Below are 19,065 nucleotides of genomic sequence, written 5' to 3' on the forward strand. Positions count from 1 at the left end.
TCCCGCAGGGTCAGCGGGCGATCGAGGTGACTATCTGCGTGCCCGGGGCGGGCCCGCTCGCGCACCAGACCGCGTCCACGACGTCGGCCGCCGTCCACGCGGCGCCCAGCGCCAGCGCGTGCTGCCGGGAACGCCCCAGCGCGGCGACCGTCGGACCGGATCCGGAGACGATCACGCCCAGCGCCCCCGACTCGGTGGCGACGTCCAGCACCTCGGCGAGCTCGGGTCGCAGATCGAGCGCCGGCGCCTGCAGGTCGTTGTGCAGCGCCTTGCCGAGCGCCACGGGGTCCCCTGCCCGGAGCGCGTGCATCAGCTCGGTGTCGTCGGCGGGCGCGACGGCGGGCGTCGACGGGCCGGCCAGCTCGTCGAACCGCCTGAACACGCTGGGCGTCGACAGGCCGACGCGCTGCGTGCCGAAGCACCAGTGGAACTCCCCGCGTGTCATCGCCGGTGTCAGCAGGTCGCCCCGCCCCGTGCCGACGGCGGTGTGACCCAGGAGCGAGAAGGGCACGTCCGCGCCGAGCTCGGCGGCGATCTCCACCAGCTCGGAGCGCGGCACCCCGGCCTCCCAGAGCGTGTCGCAGGCCAGGAGCGCGGCAGCGGCGTCGGCGGATCCACCGGCCATGCCTCCTGCGACCGGCACACCCTTGGTGATGTGCAGCGCGACGTCGGCCGCAAGACCGGTGTGGTCGGCAAGCAGCGCGGCCGCCCGCCAGGCGAGGTTCGTCTCGTCGGTGGGGACGTCGTCCGCCTGAGGGCCGGAGACGGTCAGCGAGATGCCGGCTCCCGGCGGCGCCAGCGTGGCCGTGACCTCCTCGAACAGGGTCACCGCCTGGAAGATGGTCGCGAGCGGGTGGTAACCGTCGCTCCCGACCGGTCCGACGCGCAGGGCGAGGTTGACCTTCCCGGGCGCGCGGACCCGGACCGACGGCGGCGGCGCCGCGCTCAGACGCCCGCTCACTCGTCCCCCTCCGCTGACCGATGTGTACCCAGCTGTTCCGCGATGCGCGCGAACTGCTCGACCACCAGCGTCTCCCCGCGCGCGCTCGGGTCGACACCCGCGGCACGGAGCGCCGTCTCCGCGGCGACGCCCGAGCCGAACAGTCCGGACAGCGCGGCCCGCAGCGTCTTGCGGCGCTGCGCGAACGCGGCATCCACGACCGTGAAGACCCGCTCCCGCGGCGCGGTGGTCGACGGCGGCTCCCGGCGCTCGAGATACACGAGCGCGGAGTCGACGTTCGGGGCGGGCCAGAAGACGTTGCGCCCGATGGTCCCGGCCCGGCGGGCCGACGCGTACCAGGCGGCCTTCACCGACGGGATGCCGTAGATCTTGGAACCCGGCACGGCGGCGATCCGGTCGGCCACCTCTGCCTGGACCATCACGAGCACGCGCTCCAGCGAGTCGAACCGCTCCAGCATGGTGAGCAGCACGGGGACCGCCACGTTGTACGGGAGGTTCGCCACGAGCGCCGTCGGCGGGGCGCCGGGCAGGGTGGTGACGTCCAGCGCATCGGAGAGCACCACCTCGAAGTCGGCGTCCGGGAACCGGGCACGCACGGTCTCGGCGATCTGCCCGGCCAGGAGCCGGTCGATCTCAATGGCCACCACAGAGGCTCCGGCCTCGACCAGGCCGAGGGTCAGGGAGCCCAGCCCGGGCCCGACCTCGACCACGCGCTCACCGGGCTTCAGCCCGGCGATCCGCACGATCTTGCGGACGGTGCCACCGTCGTGCAAGAAGTTCTGGCCCAGCGTCTTCGTTGGCCGGACGCCCAAACGCCCTGCCAGGTCGCGGATCTCCGCGGGACCGAGCAGGGCGTTTGAGGTTTCGTTCATGCAGGGGAGCCTATCTGGAGCGTTCGTGCGGAGCGCACTCGGAGGTGGGACGCAGCGAAGCAAGTCCCGCCGGAGAGTGCGCGCAGCACGAGAGCGACCATGAGGCAGCCGTTCGTGCGGAGCGCACTCGGAGGTGGGACGCAGCGAAGCAAGTCCCGCCGGAGAGTGCGCGCAGCACGAGAGCGACCTATGGCCGGATCAGTACCAACCCACCGACTCCGAGTGGCCCCACGCGCCGCACGGCGTGCCGTAACGGTCCGCGATGTAGCCGAGGCCCCACTCGATCTGGGTGGCCGGGTTGGTCGCCCAGTCCGCACCCGCCGAGGCCATCTTGTCGCCCGGCAGCGCCTGCGCGATGCCGTAAGCGCCTGACGACGGGTTGGCCGCCAGGTGGTTCCAGCCGGACTCGCGCTCCCACAGGAGGTCGAGGCAGGTCCACTCCTCGCCGGTCCAGCCACGGGCGGCGGCCATCTGCTGGCCGATCTCCCTGGCGGAGCCCGCAGGCACCGGGGTGCTCGGCTCGCTGGGCGGGTCGACCTCGGCGGAGGCCTCCTCCACGACGGGACGCTCCTTGGTGCCCTCGACGACGACGCGGTCCACCGGCTTCCTGGTGACCTTGTCAGAGAGCTCCTTGCGGTACACGACCTTGCCGTCGACCGTACGCACCAGGATGACCTGGGTGCGCACACCCTGCTCGCCCTCGCTCCGGACCAGGTCGCCCTCGTCCACGTAGCGGTCTTCGTCCTGGACGGTCCTGGTGTCGAAGTCGAGGTCGGACGTCCTGGTGACCTTCTTGCTCTCGACACGCTCCACCTGGATGGCGACGTCGGCGCCCGACTCCTCGGCGGACTTCATGTCCTTGGCGGCGATGGCCTTGTCCTGCGCCAGGGAGGCCACCGGGGCGATGCTCACGCGGTCGTCCCCGTCGAGCTTGACCTCGAGGCCGTCGAGCACCTCGTCGACGCTCGCCGAGTGGTCCTCGACCACTCGGGTCGTGCCGTCGGCGACTACCGCCACGGGGCCGTCGTCGTTCAGCCGGAGCGAGAGGGAGGCGCGGTCGCCGGAGCGGGACGCCACCAGTGCGACGTCGCCGCCGCGCTCGGCGAGGGTCGTCAGGGCCTCTCCCGCGTCGGTGACGGTGACCCACACGTCACGCTCCGTGTCGCCGTCGGTCATGGTGACCTGACGCGCGTAGCGGACGACCACCTGGTCGCCGTCGGAGAGCTTGGCATCGGTTCCGGGGGCGACGACGTCGCGCTCGCCCAGGCGGACACCTTGCGACTCGAGCATGCCCGCGACGGAACCGGCGTAGGTGGTGATGGTCTTGGTGGTGCCGTCGACGTCCAACGTGACGGTCTTCTGTACCTCGGCGAAGGCCACCGAACCGGAGGCGACGATCGCGACGGCCGAGAGGCCTGCGACGAGCGGCCAGCGGCGGCGGTGCTTCGAGAGGGTGTCCTGAGGTGCTACGGCCTCGGACTCTGAGTTGATGCTGGGGATGGAGCCAGAACTCTGCTGCTCAAAACGGGGGTTCACTCGTGTCCAGTCGTCGGACGTCCCGGGCACGGGCGGCGAGGCGGGGATCCCGTTTGGGGCGGAACTCCCTACCGCGAGGCGGCCGAACAGGCCCTGCAGCTCTTGCGAGCCGTCGCGGTCTCGACCGGCCGATCCGGCGGTCTCACACTGCCCACGAGGTTCCGCGTCCAGTGCCGCCCTGCCACCGCTGGAGTGCCGTGGTCTACACCACGTGACACCCCCGCGCCAGCGAGGACAACCGAAAGTAACTGATTTGTTACCGCTCGGCCAACCATCTTCGTGGGTTGCAACTGTGTTGTCAGTCACTCGTCCAGGACAAGCGTCCAACTCTTGGAAGGCCCCGATCGGGGCCTACGGGAAGGGCCGGGGCCGGGCGGACGAAGGATCTCCGCAGGCCAGGACAGGCGCGGAGGCCGCGGGAGGCACCGACACGGCGGTCGCCCCATGGCCTCCGCAGCCTCTCCGTCCGCTAGTCGGAATCAGGCTTCGAATCCGGCTTCGGTTCGGGATCCTGCTCGGGTTCGGGCTTCGGCTCGGACTCCGAGCCGGGCTTCGCCTTCGAGTCCGTCTTCGAGTCCGTCTTCGAGTCGGCCTTCGAGTCGGCCTTCGAGTCGGCCTTCGAGTCGGCCTTCGACTCCGACTTCGACTTGGGCTTCGGTTCCGGCTTGGGCTTGGGGCGCTCCTTGGTGCCGTACACGATCACCTTGTCCACGGGTGCCCGCGCGACCCAGCTGTTCAGCTTCTCCTTGCTCACCACTTCGCCGTCGATCCGGGTGACGTCCCAGGACGTCACCCGCTTGCCGTCGGCGCCTTCGGACGCCAGGTACGGACCCAGGTCCGCGTAGTGGCCCGGGTCGGTCGCCGTCACCGTCTTGAACGGAATCGTGCTGACGACCTCCTCGATCGTCGCCTTGACCTCCTTGACCACGACGGTCAGCACCGGCTCGCTCTGTCCGCGCACCTCCCGGTGCGCGACGGATACCCGGTCGTCCGTGTCGACGGCAGCGTTCTGGGCCGCGAGCAGCTCGTCGAGCCGCACGGAGCCGTCGGCCACCCGCCGCACCTCCCCGCCGATCTCCAGGTGCACGGGGCCGTCGACGTCGAGCCGCATCGGGAGCGTCATACGGCCTTCGACCCGCGTCGGGACCAGGACCACCTTGCCGCCCCCTTCCGAGAGCTGGGTCAGCGCCTGGTCGGCGTCGAGCGCCGTGACCCACGCGGTCCGTCGTCCGCCGTCGGCCCACAGGGTGACCTTGTGGCCGTAGCGGACGACCACCGTGCCGCCGTCGCGCAGCGCGGCGTCGGGACCGGGCGTCACGGCGTCCCGGCCGGTGACCTCGACACCCTGGGCGGTCAGCAGGTCGGCGACGTCGCCCTCGAAGGTCTCGACAGAGGTGACCCGTCCGTCGACGTCGAGCGTGACGGTCTTGTTGGCCGCCCCGTAGACCGCGGCACCACCGGCACCGACCAGGGCGACGGCGACGAGGCTCACGAGGACCACCACACCGCGGCGACGCCGGGGCGGCCCCGGAACGGGCGGTGGTGGTGGGGGCGGTGGAGCCGTCGCGAGCGTTGCCCCGTCCTTCGCCACGACCGGCATCGGGCCGGACGGGTGGCCGGGCGGAAGACTGTCCATCACCTCGGAGCGGGTGCTCGCGATGTCCGCGACGGTCATCCCCGCGGGAAAGACCTCGTCCACCGGCGGCGCCGGACCGAATTGCGCCGAACCGAAGAAAGGCGAGTCGGAGAAAGGCGCGTCGAACAGATCGGTGACGCCGGCGTCGCCGTCGGCCTCAGAAGGGGTGAACTGTTGTCCGGGGCTGCCCTGAGCCGGATGCGGAGATGTCACGCGAGTCCAGTCCTCGAGCGGTCCGGGCACGGAAGACGGGACGGCGCGCCTCCCACGCAGCTCCCGCGCGAGGCACGAGCCCGGCCGACCGATCCGGCGGTCCCTGAGACCGTAACTCCGCCGTTACCAAATGCAAGCCGAAAGCGGCAATATGTTCAGCAAATGGTCCGAAAAGCCAAGTGAAATCCCAAATGTCGTTTGGGGAGAACGTGGATCAGTACCAACCGATCTCCACCGAGTGCGCCCACGCGCCGCACGGTGTTCCGTAACGCCCGGATATGTAACCGAGGCCCCACTCGATCTGGGTCGCCGGGTTCGTCAGCCAGTCGCTGCCGACCGTGGCCATCTTGGAGCCCGGGTTCGCCTGCGCGATGCCGTACGCGCTGCTGCTCGGGTTGTCGGCGTTCCAGCGCCAGCCGCTCTCCTTCTCCCAGAGCTGGTCCAGGCACGAGAACTCGTCGGCGCCCCAGCCGCGCTCGGCCGCCATCGCCTGACCCAGTGCCCGGGCGGAACCAGGGTCCACGGGGGCGGTGGCTACATCCATGGTCCCCACCACCACCTCCTCGTTCACCGGCTTCCGGGTGACCTTGCGCCCCACCTCGGTGCGTTCGACGACGGCCCCGCCCACGGTCTTCACCGCATACGTCACCTTGACCTCGCCGGCCACACCCGCTGTACGGATCGACTCGTAGCCTTCGGGAAGGCTCGGATCCTCGATCGTCTCGGTCTCGAACGGGAGCACCTCGGTCACCGTGCGCGACGACGAGGCGTCGCGGCTGACCATGACGACCATCCCGTCCACCGCCGCGGCGTCGAGCGGTACGGAGGTGACGTCGGCGTCGGCCAGCGCGATACCCGCCTCGCTGAACAGGCCACGCACCGTCGACTGTGTGGTGTGGAACTCGAGCACCGAGCCGTCCACGGCGATGTTGACCTGCTTGACCGTGGAGAACCGGACCGGGTCGCGGTCCAGCCGCGTGGTACGGGAGGCGGTGGCGAGCGCACCGTCGCCGCGCGGCCCCAGCGCCGCCAGCAGCTCGCCGACGGTCCCTGCGGTGGTGCGGAGCGTCATGACCTGACCGTCGAGCTCGACGGTCACCTCGCGGCTGGTCCGGACCACCACGGTGCCGCCCTGCGCGACGCCGGAGGTGGCCGCCGGCTGCACGACGTCGTCCCGCCCGAGCTCGATGTGCTGCGACGCGAGGGCCTCACCGACCGTGTCCCCGTAGACGCCCACGGTATGGAGCTCGCCGTTGTAGTCGATGGTCAGGACGTTCGCGTTGAGGACGTAGACACCGGTCACAGCGGCGAGCGTGCCGACGACGGCGCCACGGACCACCCAGCGGGCCGCTCTGCTCGCGAGCCACGGCCGTGCGTACCTCACCACGAGCACCAGACCGTAACGGAACAATCTCTCCGGGAAAAGCCGTGCGGCCGTGAAATGAAATGCCGAATTCTTCGCCTCAACGCGCCATTCTCACCAATTGCCGTAGACGCGTTCCGAGTTCGCGGTGATGTCGGTGCACAACGTACCGAGATCCTCTTCGAGGTGGGCCGCCATCGCCCGGACCGTGTGGGCCGCGGCGAAGGGCGCGTTCGGCTGCCCCCGGAACGGGTGCGGCGTGAGGTAGGGAGCGTCGGTCTCCAGCAGGATCAGCTCCCGCGGCGCTGCCGACAGGGCGTCCCGCAGGTACTGGTTCGCCTTGAACGTGACCGGTCCGGCGAACGAGAGGTACCAGCCGTTCTCGGCGCAGACGCGGGCCATCTCCGCGTCGCCGCTGAAGCAGTGGAAGACGGTGCGCTCGGGGGCGCCGTCTGCCAGCAGGACCTCGATGACCTGGGCGTGCGCGTCCCGGTCGTGGATCTGCAGTGCCAGGCCCAGCTCCTTGGCCAGGGCGATGTGCGCGCGGAAGCTCGCCCGCTGAGCCTGCTCGCCACGCGGCCCCGTGCGGAACAGGTCCATGCCCGTCTCGCCGATGGCCCGGATGCCGCGGTCGCCCTTGGCCAGGTCGGCGATCTCCGCGATCGCGTCGTCGAGGCTCACCGCATGGTGCTCCTCGACCTCGGGAGCCAGCCCGTCCGGCCCCACCTCGAGCACCCCGGCGTGCAGGGTCGCCTCGTTCGGATGAATGGCGAGCGCGCCCACCACCCTGGCCTGTTGAGTGCTGGCACTCAACGAGGTCAGGAGGTCTACCGTCCAGCGGGCCGAGGGGAGGTCGCAGCCCACCTGGACCACCCGGTCCACGCCGGCACGCGCCGCGCGGGCCAGGTGGTCGGTAACGGTCGGCGGCCAGGCCTGGTCCGTCGGCTCGCCGTCGGGTGCTGCCTGGGCGAGGACGGCACCGATGTGGTCGAGGTGGGTGTGGTTGTCCACGACAGGTACGGGCAGCGGCTCCGGATCTGCCGGAAATCCGCGCTCCCGCGTGCGCTTCGCCATCTTCGGGTCAGTCCACCGTCCCCGCGCCGAACCGCTCGCGGTAGCCCTCCAGGTCCTCGTCGCTGATCTTGGCGAACAGCACCGGGGGCACCGTGAAGCTCGCGCCGGCGGGCACAGCGGAGAGCGCGGCCGCCGCCTCGGGGGTCACCCAGGTCGCGGTGTCGTCGGCGAGATCGAAGACCCCGCGCAGCGTCGCCGCACTCGCCGGGATGAACGGCTCGGAGACCACGGCGTACAGGTGGATCAGGTTCATCGCGGTACGCAGGGTCACGGCGGCGGCGGCCTCATCCGTCTTGACCTGCTTCCACGGCTCCTTCTCGACGAGGTACGCGTTGCCGGCCGACCAGAGCGCTCGCAGGGCGTTGGCGGCCTTGCGGTACTGCAGGGCCTCCATGTTCTCCTCGAGCTCGGTCAGGAGGCGCGTGACCTCTGCCCCGAGCTTCGCCTCGGCCTCGCCCGGCTCGCCGCCGGTAGGGACGGTGTTCCCGAACCGCTTGGCGGAGAACGTCAGTACCCGGTTCACGAAGTTGCCGAGCGTGTCAGCCAGGTCCTTGTTCACCGTCCCGGCGAAGTGCTCCCACGTGAACGAGGAGTCGTCGGACTCCGGCGCGTTCGCGATCAGGAAGTACCGCCAGTAGTCGGCCGGCAGGATCTCCAGGGCGGCGTCGGTGAACACACCGCGCTGCTGCGACGTCGAGAACTTGCCGCCGTAGTACGTCAGCCAGCTGAAGCCCTTGACGTAGTCGACCATCTTCCACGGCTCGCGGACGCCGAGCTGCGTCGCCGGGAACATCACCGTGTGGAACGGGACGTTGTCCTTGGCCATGAACTGCGTGTAGCGGACGTCGGCGGCCTCGTACCACCAGGACTTCCAGTCCCGGGTCTCGCCGTCGGCGGCGGCGTCCGCCCACTCCTTGGTGGCGCCGATGTACTCGATCGGGGCGTCGAACCAGACGTAGAAGACCTTGCCGTCGGCGGCGAGGTCCGGCCAGGTGTCGGCCGGGACCGGGACGCCCCACTCCAGGTCACGCGTGATCGCGCGGTCGTGCAGGCCCTCGGCGAGCCACTTGCGCGCGATCGACGTCGAGAGCAGCGGCCACTCCTTGCTGTTCTCGTCGATCCACGCCTCGACCTCGCCCTGCAGCTTCGACTGGAGCAGGAACAGGTGCGTCGTCTCGCGCACCTCGAGATCGGTGGAGCCGCTGATCGCCGAGCGGGGGTTGATCAGGTCGGTCGGGTCCAGCACGCGCGTGCAGTTCTCGCACTGGTCGCCGCGCGCCTTGTCGTAGCCGCAGTGGGGGCACGTGCCCTCGACGTAGCGGTCGGGCAGGAACCGGCCGTCGACCGGCGAGTACACCTGCCGGATGGCGCGCTCCTCGATGAACCCGTTCTCGTGCAGGCGCCGGGCGAAGTGCTGTGTGATCTCGGCGTTCTGCGGCGACGAGCTGCGGCCGAAGTAGTCGAACGTCAGGCCGAAGCCGTCGTAGATCTCCTTCTGCGTCTCGTGCGCCCCGGCGCAGAACTCGGCGACGGGCTGGCCGGCCTTCGCGGCGGCGAGCTCCGCGGGCGTGCCGTGCTCGTCCGTGGCGCAGATGTACAGCACCTCGTGGCCGCGTTGCCGCAGGTACCGCGCGTAGACGTCGGCCGGGAGCATCGACCCGACCATGTTCCCCAGGTGCTTGATGCCGTTGATGTACGGAAGCGCACTGGTGACAAGGTGGCGAGCCATCGCTGGATGCTCCAATTCGTAAGGACGGGAAAACTGCTCTCCAATCCTAGGGCCACGGGCCCAGCGGAATACGCCGGTGGCTGTGGTTCCTGGATCACTCGGCCGGCGTCAGCGTGACCCGCAGCATCCGGTCGTCGACCAGCCGGCCGTCCTCCGTCGTCGTCGGCTCGCCCCTGCCGTCGGTGTTGTTCGTCAGCACGTAGAGCTCACCGTCCGGCCCCGCGTGCACCGCCCTGAGCCGGCCGAACTCTCCCTCCAGCAGCGCCTGCGGCTCCCCGAACCCGGGGCTCTCGCCGTCCGCCACCGCCGACGCCTCCCCGAGCAGCGGCACGCGCCACAGGCGCTCGCCCCGCAGGGAAGCCAGGTACACGGCCTCCTCGGTGACGGCGATGCCCGACGGCGACGCCTCCGATGTGGGCCACCAGGCCACCGGGTCGATGAACCCGGCCTCGTCGCCCGGCCCCTCGACCTCGGGCCAGCCGTAGTTGCCGCCGGGTTCTATGACGTTCAGCTCGTCGAGCTCGTCCTGGCCGAACTCACCGGCGAACATCCGCCCGCTGGGATCCCAGCCGAGGCCCTGCACGTTGCGGTGGCCCATCGACCACACCGGCGAGCCCGCATCCGGGTTGCCGGGCGCCGGCTCACCGTCGGGCGTGATGCGCAGGATCTTGCCGGCCAGCGACTCCGGGTCCTGCGCGTTGGCGGGGTCACCGGCGTCGCCCGTCGCGACGTACAGGTAGCCGTCCGGCCCGAACGCTATTCGGCCGCCGTTGTGGTTCGAGGCCTTGGGGATGCCGTCGAGGACGGTCGTGAGGTCGCGCAGGACTCCGCTGTCGAGGTCCAGCTCGGCCCGTAGCACGGCGTTGTCCGTCTCCCCCGTGCGGTACAGGAAGATCGTGATCACGGGACCGGCGTCCTCCGGGTCCACGGTCACGCCCAGGAGCCCGCCCTCGCCGTCGGCCACGGTCTGGTCGGCGAGCTCCTGCGCTCCGCTCGACCAGGCGAGGTACTCGACACCACCGTTCGGGTCGGCACCACCGCTCGGGTGGACCCTCGCGAGCATGGCGGAGTCCCGCATCGTGACGAGGAAGCTGTCGTCCGGCAGCGGGGCCAAGCCCCACGGGACCGGGAGCTCCTGCATGACCACCTCGACGTCGGCAGTCACCTGCCCGTCCCAGGGGTCGTCGCCAGACGCCGAGCCCGACGCCGCAGAGGGCACCGAGGCGGTCGGGCTCGGCGACACGACGCCCAGCCCCGGCGAACCAGTGCAGCCGAGGAGCAGCAGGGCCACACCCGCCGACCCAGCGATGGCAGTACCCGGGCGCCGCAGTCTGGAGGTGATGGAATCCATGCTTCATCCAAGCACCCAGCGGATGCGGCCGGTCGGAATTTTTGCGACCCCTCCACACTGCCTCCCATCATCGGTGTGTCGCGTGCAGTGTGTTGGGCTGGACGGTCGGAAACCGGCATCCCGCCGCGGTGGCAGAGTAGGAGCATGAGCCTCACCGAGTCCGAGCCCGTACGGCGGGCCCTCGTTGTCGTCGACGTCCAGCCCACGTTCTGCGAGGGTGGCGAGCTGGCCACCGAGGGTGCGAACGAGATAGCGCACCGCGTCGCTGCCTACACCGCGGCCCACCGCGACCGGTACGCCACCGTGGTGACCACGCAGGACTGGCACATCGACCCGGGCGAACACTTCAGCGACACTCCCGACTTCGTCGACTCCTGGCCGCCCCACGGCATCGCCGGAACGCCCAACGCCGAGCTGCATCCCGCGCTGGCCGACCTCGACCCGGACGTCCGGCTCAAGAAGGGCCAGTACTCGCACGGATACTCGGGCTTCGAGGGCGCGGACGAGCACGGCCGCACCCTCGCGACGGTCCTGGAGGACGCCGGTATCACCGCCGTCGACGTCGTGGGTCTCGTGGAGTCGCACTGCGTGAAGCACACAGCGCTCGACGCCCGCCGCGCGGGCCTGGCGGCCCGGGTGCTGACCGACCTGACGATCCCCGTGTCCGAGGCGCAGGGCGAGGTCGCGGAGAGGGAGCTGACGGCCGCGGGCGTGGACCTGCGCGACTCGTCCGCCGTCTGACCTCGCTCTCGACCAGCGAAAGGGTCAGATCCAGCTCGGTAGCACCATGAGCCGCTGCCAGTAGTCGTAGGGCACCGGCATCGCCGTCCAGATCGGGTAGTAGAGCACGCTCACACCCACGATCAGCAGCACCACCACGCCCGCGAGCCAGCACACTATGCGCCGGTCACCGCTCCTGCGCGAGGTCCGTTCGATCCCTATGGCCAGCAGAGACACCAGGGTCAGGATCACGAACGGCGTGAACACGATCGTGTAGAACGTGAAGATGGTCCGGTCGGCCAGCGGCCACGAGTACTGGAACCAGGGCAGCCAGCCCGCGGCGATCCCCGTCAGGGCGGCGGCGCCGCGCCAGTCGCGGAACCGGATGGCGAGCACCAGCACGATGGGGATCGCCACCGCGCCCAGCCACCACAGCAGCGGGTTGCCGAGCGACGTCACAGCGGTCGCGCAGTCGCTCACGGCGTCGGCGGGGCAAGGACCCTGGCCCGGCGTGTACTTGTCCCAGTAGAACGACGTCGGACGCCACTGCACTATCCAGCCCAGCGGGTGCGACGCGTAGTTGTGGTCCGAGTCCAGGCCCGTGTGGAAGTCCCACATCATGTGGTGGTACTCCCACAGCGACCGCCCGGCCTCCCAGGCGCCCTGCGCCCAGCCCCAGTCGGGCCACCAGGTCGGCGGCACGACGCCGTTCACCTCGGCCCAGTTGCGCAGGTACGACTTCGGGTGGGCGAACCACGCGGACCAGGACGCGATGTAGACGGCGACCACGGTGGGCAACATGATCAGGGCGGCCGGGACGGCGTCGACCACCAGCGCGTCCTCCCACCAGCGCTCGACGCCCGCGGCGCGGCGTGCCGTCATGTCCCAGACGACGGTGAGGATGCAGAACGCCGCCACGAAGTACAGGCCCGACCACTTGACGCCGCACGCGAGGCCCAGCGACACCGCGGCGGCGAACCGCCAGCCGCGGAAGCCGAGCCGCGGACCGTACTTGCCGATCGCCCCGCCCGCGTCGACGATGTGCGCCACGCGGTCGGCGAGCCGCCGTCGGGCCCACTCCCGGTCCAGCACCAGGCAGCCGAACGCGACGAGGACCCAGAACATGAGGAACTGGTCCAGCAGGCCCGTGCGCGAGTGCACTATCGCCTCGCCGTCGACCGCGAGCAGCAGGCCCGCGACCAGACCGAGCAGGGTGGACGAGAACATGCGCCGGGCGATCCGCACCATCAGCAGCACGGCCAGGATGCCGATCACGGCGCTGGCGATGCGCCAGTGCATGGGGTCCTGCGCCCCGCCCATGAGGCGCATCCCGATGGCGATCATCCACTTGCCGACCGGTGGATGGACCACGTACTCGGCCTCGTCGGTCTTGTACGAGCTGACGTCGCCCGCCTCGAACGCCGGGTTCGGCTCGTCGGGCCACGCCGCCTCGAAGCCGAGGCTGGCCAGCGACCAGCCCTCCTTGACGTAGTAGGTCTCGTCGAAGACCAGCTTGCCGGGGCGCCCGAGCTCCCACAGCCGCGCTCCGGCGGCGATCGCCGTCACGACGAGCGCGCCGAGCACGCCCCAGAACCGGTCGGTGGCGCTCCGCCCGAGCGCGAGGCGGCGCTCGCCCAGCAGATCGCGCAGGAGTCGGTCGCGCACGGGGGGTTCGGGCTCCGCGGGCCGCTGTCCGACGGCGGGGAACGACCCGGTGCGCGTCATGTGGCCGGCGACGGCTTCCCGGCGCATGTGCGCGCCGTACGTTCCGGGCAGAGCCTGCTCCGTTGCGGCGAAATGCGCTCCTGTGGCGTCAGGCTGCTGAGACACCGGGCCAGCATAGAGCGTGGGACCCTGTGGTTCATGACCGAACCGTCCCTGGTTCCCGGGCCCGCGCCCGAGGCCGGCTCCCTCGTCCTTGCCGCCACGCCGATCGGCAACACGGAAGACGCCTCACCGCGGCTGATCCGCCTGCTGGCCCAGGCCGACGTCGTGGCAGCGGAGGACACCCGCCGTCTGCACGGGCTGGTCGGCCGCCTCGGGGTCGAGGTGCGCGGCCGGGTGACCAGCTACCACGAGCACAACGAGACCGCACGGGCCGACGAGCTGCTCGACGTGGTCGCAGGGGGCGGCACCGTGGTGGTCGTGACCGACGCCGGGATGCCCTCCGTCTCGGACCCGGGATACCGGATCGTGGAGCGCGCCATCGAGCGCGACCTGCGCGTCACCGCGGCCCCCGGGCCGAGCGCGGTGCTGACGGCTCTTGCGCTCTCCGGCATGCCGACCGACCGCTTCACCTTCGAGGGCTTCCTGCCGCGCAAGGCCGGCGACCGCGCCCGGACGCTCGGCGCCCTGGCCACCGAGCCGCGCACCATGGTGTTCTTCGAGGCGCCGCACCGGATCGCGGAGACGCTGGCCGCCATGGCCGTCGCGTTCGGGGAGACCCGGCCCGCCGCCGTCGCGCGTGAGCTCACCAAGACCTACGAGGAGGTGCTGCGCGGCCCGCTGGCGGACCTCGCCGAGCGGGCGGCGGCGGAGCAGCTCCGCGGCGAGATCTGCGTGGTGGTCAGCGGCGCCCCCGCGGTACAGGTCAGCGCGGAGGAGATCGTTGGCGAGGTCCTGGAGCGGGTCGCAGCGGGTGAACGCCTCAAGGCGGCGGTGGCCGAGGTGGCGGAGACGGCTGGCGTCCCGAAGCGGGACCTCTACGCGGCCGCCCTGACGGCCCGCCCCGCCAAGCCCGCGAAGTAGAGCGTCACCAGTCGATCTGGGGGGTTGGGTGGTAGGCCGCGTTCTCGCGGCGCCAGGTGGCCGCCTCTACCGCTACACGGGCACGGAACGACTCCCAGTCCTTCGCCTCCGGCTGCGACCAGGCGGTCTCGGCCACCGCCGCGAGCCGGGGCAGCAGCATCGAGAACAGGTCGTCGCGGCTCACCAGGGTCTCGGTCCAGACGGCGGCCGAGACCCCCTCGATTGCCGACTCGGGCAGGCCGTCGATCAGGGCCGCCGGATCCCAGTCGTAGGAGTCGTGCAGCTCGACGAACGCCGCCCAGGCCTGGCCCAGCGGATGCTCCGGCGTGTACTTCATGTCGAGGTAGGCCCGGTCGGCCGGGGACATCACGAACTTCGCACCAGCCTGTGCGGCGCGCACGAACGGCGCGGGGTCCGGCCGGGTGTCCCAGTACTGCAGCACCGTGCCGGGCCGGACCAGCGCGGGCGACTCGCCGTCCGCCACCCCGGCATCAGCGCCCGACGTCGCGGCGTCACCCGCCAGCGCCGCGACCGCCGCCTGGTCACCGTGCGCGGAGCCCGCTGCCTCCTGCCACGCGACGGGCGTCTTGCCCGCACCCGCGATGACGTCCTGGCACAGCACCACGAACCGGCCGAACTCCTCCGGCTGCATCACCAGCACCTCGTCGCCGCCGAAGTGCACCCACGGCCCCAGCGTCATCCGCGCGACGTCGGTGAACACGTCCCGCAGGAACGGCTCGGTGGCCGGCAGGTCGATGTGCAGCTTCGAGAAGCCGACCTCGATCCCGTCGTAGGTGTCGGTCGGCTCGCCGGAGGGCATGAGCTCGCCGTAGGCGTGGGTCGCCGCGTTGACGTGCCCGGGGACGTCGATCTCCGGCACCACGACGATCTCCCGCTCGGCCGCGTACTCCTGCAGCTCGCGGTACTCCTGCGCGGTGAGGAACCCGCCCGTCGCGCCCGACACCGCACCCTGCGACGACTTCTCCGTCAGCGCGGGCCGGGACGGGATCTCCAGCCGCCAGCCCTGGTCGTCGGTCAGGTGCAGGTGCAGCCGGTTCATCTTGTACGACCCGACGAGGTCCACGACGGCGCGCAGGTCCGCCGGCCCGAACCAGTGCCGCACCACGTCCAGCGACAGCCCGCGCCACGCGTACCGCGGCTCGTCCCGCACGACGACGGCGCCCACCTCGAGCGGCCCGCCGGCCTCCCGGCGGCCGGCGTTGACCAGCTGCCGCAGGGTGCGCACACCGTGCAGCAGGCCGCTCCGCTCGGGCGCCGCGACGGTCACGCCGTCGGTGGTCACGGTCAGCGTGTAACGCTCGGGGTTGCCGGAGCCGGCGGGGCCCGCCGCGGGATCCGGCGTGAGGGTGACCGGCACCCCGCCGTCCGGCACCACCAGGGCGCCCGCGGCGGCGAGAAGCTCGCCCGCGAGGCCCGCGACAGTGCCGTCAGCCGCGCGGACGGTGACCGTCGTGAGGTCCAGCACCCCCTCGGCCGGCTCGAGCTCGACAGGTGCTGGGATGACGGCGTCGGCGACGATGCCCGCGCCGCTGCTCACGGTGGTCACGATTGTTAGGGCCCCTTCGCTCTGATGGTTGCCCGCAGTTTCGCAGGTTCAGCCGGCGGAGACCAGACCCAGGAGCGGTTCGGTGGGCATGATGCTGGTGGGGTCGGCCGGGACCGCGCTGGGAGCGGACCAGCCCAGGAAGGTGCCGGCGGGGATGCCGCCGGAGACATCGGCCCACACGCCGTCCGCCGTGGCCTGCCCCTCGCCCGGACCCGCGGCGGTGAAGACCACGGCCACCTGCGGCGGGACCCGCAGAGCCGCCCGGTCCACCACGGACGCCGCCGTGGACTGGTGCACCTCCAGCATGATCTGCGGCAGGCCGCGCGCCGTCGCGATCTCGGCGAGCCGGTCGACCACCGCCTGCAGCTCCGCGACGGGCACCGCGCCGGCCTCCGCGCCGTTGCCGGCCTCCCGGAACTCCGGGTGCACCGACAGGCCGACGCCCGGCTTGGTCAGCAGCGGCTCGATCTCCTTGAGCTTCGCTGCCAGCGGCTTGTTGCCGGGCGCGACGTCGAGCAGCACGAGCTGGCCTGCCGCGCGGATCGCGTCGACCGTCGGTGCGAGCAGCTCCAGCGGCTGCTCGTCGACGTAGTCGCCGTCCTCCCCCGCCGCGGCGGATCGCAGGCTCGCGGTGACGGTGACCAGCGGCGAGCCGCCCAGCAACTCGCCGTTGGCAGTGGCTGTGGCCACGGCGCCGGCAACGTCGGCGGCCGGGTCGGTGGACCCGGCGGGCACGGTGTACGACGTCGATATGTACCGGCCGGGGAACAGCCGGAGTGCGCCGTCCGGCAGCGTCGCGCCGGACGTCGCCACGGCCACCTGCCAGCCCAGGTCGTCGGCCGAGCCGAACCCGCCGCCGATCCCGACCACGCCGAGCGGCTGGAGGGTACGGATGGTCTCGACGGTCTCCGGCCCGGCGACGACACTGCCGCCAGGGACCACCACCGGGACGGCGCCTGCGGCGAGTGCCGTGCCGATCGCCGCCTCCTGCCCGAGCTTCGGGTCCACCGCCACGAGGATCTCCTGCAGCAGCTCCGGGTCCGAGACGTCCGGGATCTCCGAGCGGAGCCCGTCCACCTTGCCGGCGTCGAGGCGGTCGGCGGTGGGCATCTCGACCTTGGTCACGTTCTGCTTCTTGTCGCCTCCGCCGCCACGGCCCGCGGAGGCAGCGGCCTCGGCGGCCGCGCTCAGCGCACCCGGGTCGAACCGGACCACCTCCGCCTTGCCCGTGGCCTCCCCGGCAGCGGCGACCGCGGCCTCGTCACCGATGACGACGACGGTGCCCGCGCCGAGCCGTTCGAGCTCCGTGACGAGGTTGTCGTCCGAGACACCACCGTCGGTGAGGAGCACGGGGGCAGTGACGGCGGCTCCGGTGGCCGCGGCGGTCGAGCGCGCGTCGTCGTCGTCGGCCGAGGCGAACACGGCTACGGGAGACGCGTGGAAGAAGGCCTGGCTCGCGGTGAGCGCGAGCTCTGCGGGGTCGGTCGAGTCGAGCACGAGTGCCGGCCCGGACGGTTCACGGACCTGAAAGTTCTCCCCCGTCCTGCCGTCGACGCCCTCGGCCGTCGGCACCGAGCAGCCGGCGAGGACGAGGGCGGCTGCCGCGAGCAGAGCCGCAGCGGACGCAGATCGGTGGTGCGGGACGAATCGGGCGTTCCGGATGACCACGGGTCACATTCTCCCCCACGACGGCGGGATGTGGAAACCCCGGGGTGGCGGCGAACCCAACGCACGCCGACCGCCGGGTGAACAGGTCAGACACGAACGGGTGAGGTAGACGAACCGGTCAGTACACGTCCGCGTAGACTGTTCCTTCCGATCATCCGGAATCGAACACGGAAGCAGATGGCGCGATGAGCACCACCACATCGGGCGGCCCGACCACCCGGGACCGCATCCTCGACGCGGCGACCGAGCTGTTCTACTCGCAGGGGATCCGTGCCGTGAGCGCGGACAAGATCATCGAGCGCGCCGGGATCACGAAGGTCACGTTCTACCGCCACTTTCGTACCAAGGACACGCTGGTGGTGGCTTACCTCGAACGGCAGGCGGCCTGGGAGCGCCAGGCGCTGGACGGCATGCGCTCGTCCGTCGGCGACGACGCCGAGGTCCTCCGCCGGTTCGCCCACGCCGTCGGCACCGAGTCGTGCCGCCCGGGTTTCCGCGGCTGCTCGTTCATCAACGCGGCTGCCGAGTACGCCGACCCGGACAGCCCGGTCCGGAAGACCGTCGCGGAGCACCGCGCCTGGTACCGGGAGACCTTCGCCACGATGGCGGGTCGGCTGGGCGTGCCCGACGCCGAGCAGGCGGCCGACGAGCTGATGATGCTGCGCGACGGCGCCATGCTCACCGGCTACCTCGACGACCCGTCCCGGGTGGGCAGCGCCCTGGAGCGCGCGATCTTCGCCGTGGTCGACGCCGCCCGGGCCGGTTCGCCCGCGTAGACCGCACGCCGCTCCGACCTGCGCGAGCCCGCCGCCACCGCACGTGGCGGCGGGCTCGCGCCGTCCCTCCCCCCAACCCGTTCGGGCCGCCACTTGTGCCGAGCCACATTCACCCCTTACGGTAGACGTACTAGTTCGTCTACATGGTTGGCGCCGCACGCGCACCGGCCTCGAGAAGGAGCACAACATGGCTGACAGCATCTACACAGCGGTCGCGACGTCCACCGGCGACGGCCGCCGCGGAGGCCAGGTCGTGTCCGACGACGGCGTGCTGGACCTCAACCTGGCCATCCCGACCGAGATGGGCGGCCCGGGCGGGGGTACCAACCCGGAGCAGATGTTCGCCGCCGGCTGGGCGGCGTGCTTCCACAGCGCGCTGAAGTCCGTGGCCGCCGCGCACAAGGTGAAGATCAACGACTCCGCGGTGATCGCCGAGGTTGGTATCGCTCCCCTGGACGGTGGCGGCTACGGCCTCAGCGCCGCGCTGCACGTCGAGGTCTCCGGGGTGGACCAGGAGACCGCCGACAAGCTGGTCGAGGGCGCGCACGCCATGTGCCCGTACTCGAACGCCACGCGCGGCAACATCCCGGTGACGGTCGACACGACCGTCGCCTGAGCCGGAGGTGCAGCGGAGGGTGCGGGCCGAGGAACGAGGCACGCGCCCGGAGCGGAACCGCAGGCTCAGGCGACAGAAGGTAGAGCTTGAGCCGGAGGTGCAGCGGAGGGTGCGGGCCGAGGAACGAGGCACGCGCCCGAAGCGGAACCGCAGGCTCAGGCGACAGAAGGTAGAGCTTGAGTCGGAGGTGCAGCGGAGGGTGCGGGCCGAGGAACGAGGCACGCGCCCGAAGCGG

At 71.4% G+C, this 19,065-nt stretch carries 15 protein-coding genes; 4 read left to right on the forward strand and 11 right to left on the reverse strand.

Annotated features, from left to right (window positions below; genetic code table 11):
- Positions 1 to 10 precede the first annotated feature (10 nt).
- The 8 genes from AB0I32_RS12930 to AB0I32_RS12965 form a co-directional block, all read right to left on the reverse strand.
- Positions 11 to 961: a 4-(cytidine 5'-diphospho)-2-C-methyl-D-erythritol kinase gene (locus AB0I32_RS12930; protein ID WP_357506461.1), complete on the reverse strand. Its 951-nt coding sequence runs from the start codon at positions 959 to 961 to the stop codon at positions 11 to 13.
- Entirely contained in the window at positions 958 to 1,833 is an 876-nt protein-coding gene (gene rsmA, locus AB0I32_RS12935; protein WP_357506463.1) for a 16S rRNA (adenine(1518)-N(6)/adenine(1519)-N(6))-dimethyltransferase RsmA, read from the reverse strand. Before rsmA ends, AB0I32_RS12930 begins: the two co-directional genes overlap by 4 nt.
- Before the next feature lie 198 nt (positions 1,834 to 2,031).
- Entirely contained in the window at positions 2,032 to 3,369 is a 1,338-nt protein-coding gene (locus AB0I32_RS12940; RefSeq protein WP_357506465.1) for a ubiquitin-like domain-containing protein, read from the reverse strand.
- 469 nt (positions 3,370 to 3,838) lie between these two features.
- A complete protein-coding gene (locus AB0I32_RS12945) occupies positions 3,839 to 5,218 on the reverse strand; it encodes a ubiquitin-like domain-containing protein (RefSeq protein WP_357506467.1) in 1,380 nt (459 codons plus the stop codon).
- Between the two features lie 214 nt (positions 5,219 to 5,432).
- Complete coding sequence (locus tag AB0I32_RS12950; protein WP_357506469.1) at positions 5,433 to 6,602, reverse strand: ubiquitin-like domain-containing protein; 1,170 nt, start codon at positions 6,600 to 6,602, stop codon at positions 5,433 to 5,435.
- Between the two features lie 93 nt (positions 6,603 to 6,695).
- Positions 6,696 to 7,655 carry a TatD family hydrolase gene (locus AB0I32_RS12955; RefSeq protein ID WP_357506471.1) on the reverse strand — a complete coding sequence of 320 codons (960 nt, stop codon included), beginning with the start codon at positions 7,653 to 7,655 and terminating at the stop codon, positions 6,696 to 6,698.
- A 7-nt stretch (positions 7,656 to 7,662) separates the two neighbouring features.
- Positions 7,663 to 9,384 (reverse strand): methionine--tRNA ligase, encoded by a 1,722-nt coding sequence (metG, locus tag AB0I32_RS12960; RefSeq protein WP_357506473.1) that lies wholly within the window; start codon positions 9,382 to 9,384, stop codon positions 7,663 to 7,665.
- A gap of 94 nt (positions 9,385 to 9,478) precedes the next feature.
- The gene (locus AB0I32_RS12965) at positions 9,479 to 10,735 is read right to left on the reverse strand and encodes a PQQ-dependent sugar dehydrogenase (protein ID WP_357506475.1); all 1,257 of its coding nucleotides are present in this window, start codon (positions 10,733 to 10,735) and stop codon (positions 9,479 to 9,481) included.
- Positions 10,736 to 10,879: 144 nt separating this feature from the next.
- Here AB0I32_RS12965 and AB0I32_RS12970 point away from each other — a divergent pair, with 144 nt between their 5' ends.
- The gene (locus tag AB0I32_RS12970) at positions 10,880 to 11,476 is read left to right on the forward strand and encodes an isochorismatase family protein (RefSeq protein WP_357506477.1); all 597 of its coding nucleotides are present in this window, start codon (positions 10,880 to 10,882) and stop codon (positions 11,474 to 11,476) included.
- Between the two features lie 24 nt (positions 11,477 to 11,500).
- Here AB0I32_RS12970 and AB0I32_RS12975 read toward each other — a convergent pair whose 3' ends face one another.
- Positions 11,501 to 13,285 carry a phospholipid carrier-dependent glycosyltransferase gene (locus AB0I32_RS12975; protein WP_357506479.1) on the reverse strand — a complete coding sequence of 595 codons (1,785 nt, stop codon included), beginning with the start codon at positions 13,283 to 13,285 and terminating at the stop codon, positions 11,501 to 11,503.
- A gap of 33 nt (positions 13,286 to 13,318) precedes the next feature.
- Here AB0I32_RS12975 and rsmI point away from each other — a divergent pair, with 33 nt between their 5' ends.
- Complete coding sequence (rsmI, locus tag AB0I32_RS12980) at positions 13,319 to 14,203, forward strand: 16S rRNA (cytidine(1402)-2'-O)-methyltransferase (RefSeq protein ID WP_357506481.1); 885 nt, start codon at positions 13,319 to 13,321, stop codon at positions 14,201 to 14,203.
- A gap of 4 nt (positions 14,204 to 14,207) precedes the next feature.
- On the opposite strand, the gene AB0I32_RS12985 is transcribed toward rsmI, so the two are convergent.
- Together AB0I32_RS12985 and AB0I32_RS12990 are read right to left on the reverse strand one after the other, a co-directional pair.
- Positions 14,208 to 15,770, reverse strand: a complete 1,563-nt coding sequence (locus AB0I32_RS12985; protein ID WP_357506483.1) for a family 20 glycosylhydrolase — start codon at positions 15,768 to 15,770, stop codon at positions 14,208 to 14,210.
- Between the two features lie 48 nt (positions 15,771 to 15,818).
- On the reverse strand, positions 15,819 to 17,438 hold the full coding sequence (locus tag AB0I32_RS12990) for a hypothetical protein (protein ID WP_357506485.1): 1,620 nt from the start codon (positions 17,436 to 17,438) through the stop codon (positions 15,819 to 15,821).
- Positions 17,439 to 17,623: 185 nt separating this feature from the next.
- Between AB0I32_RS12990 and AB0I32_RS12995 the strand changes: the two genes are divergently transcribed.
- Both AB0I32_RS12995 and AB0I32_RS13000 read left to right on the forward strand, forming a co-directional pair.
- Complete coding sequence (locus AB0I32_RS12995) at positions 17,624 to 18,214, forward strand: TetR/AcrR family transcriptional regulator (protein WP_357506487.1); 591 nt, start codon at positions 17,624 to 17,626, stop codon at positions 18,212 to 18,214.
- 187 nt (positions 18,215 to 18,401) lie between these two features.
- Positions 18,402 to 18,830 (forward strand): organic hydroperoxide resistance protein, encoded by a 429-nt coding sequence (locus tag AB0I32_RS13000; protein ID WP_357506489.1) that lies wholly within the window; start codon positions 18,402 to 18,404, stop codon positions 18,828 to 18,830.
- The last annotated feature ends 235 nt before the right edge of the window (positions 18,831 to 19,065 follow it).

It is taken from the genome of Promicromonospora sp. NPDC050249 (genome assembly GCF_040656015.1).
In the GTDB taxonomy this organism is placed as follows: domain Bacteria; phylum Actinomycetota; class Actinomycetes; order Actinomycetales; family Cellulomonadaceae; genus Promicromonospora.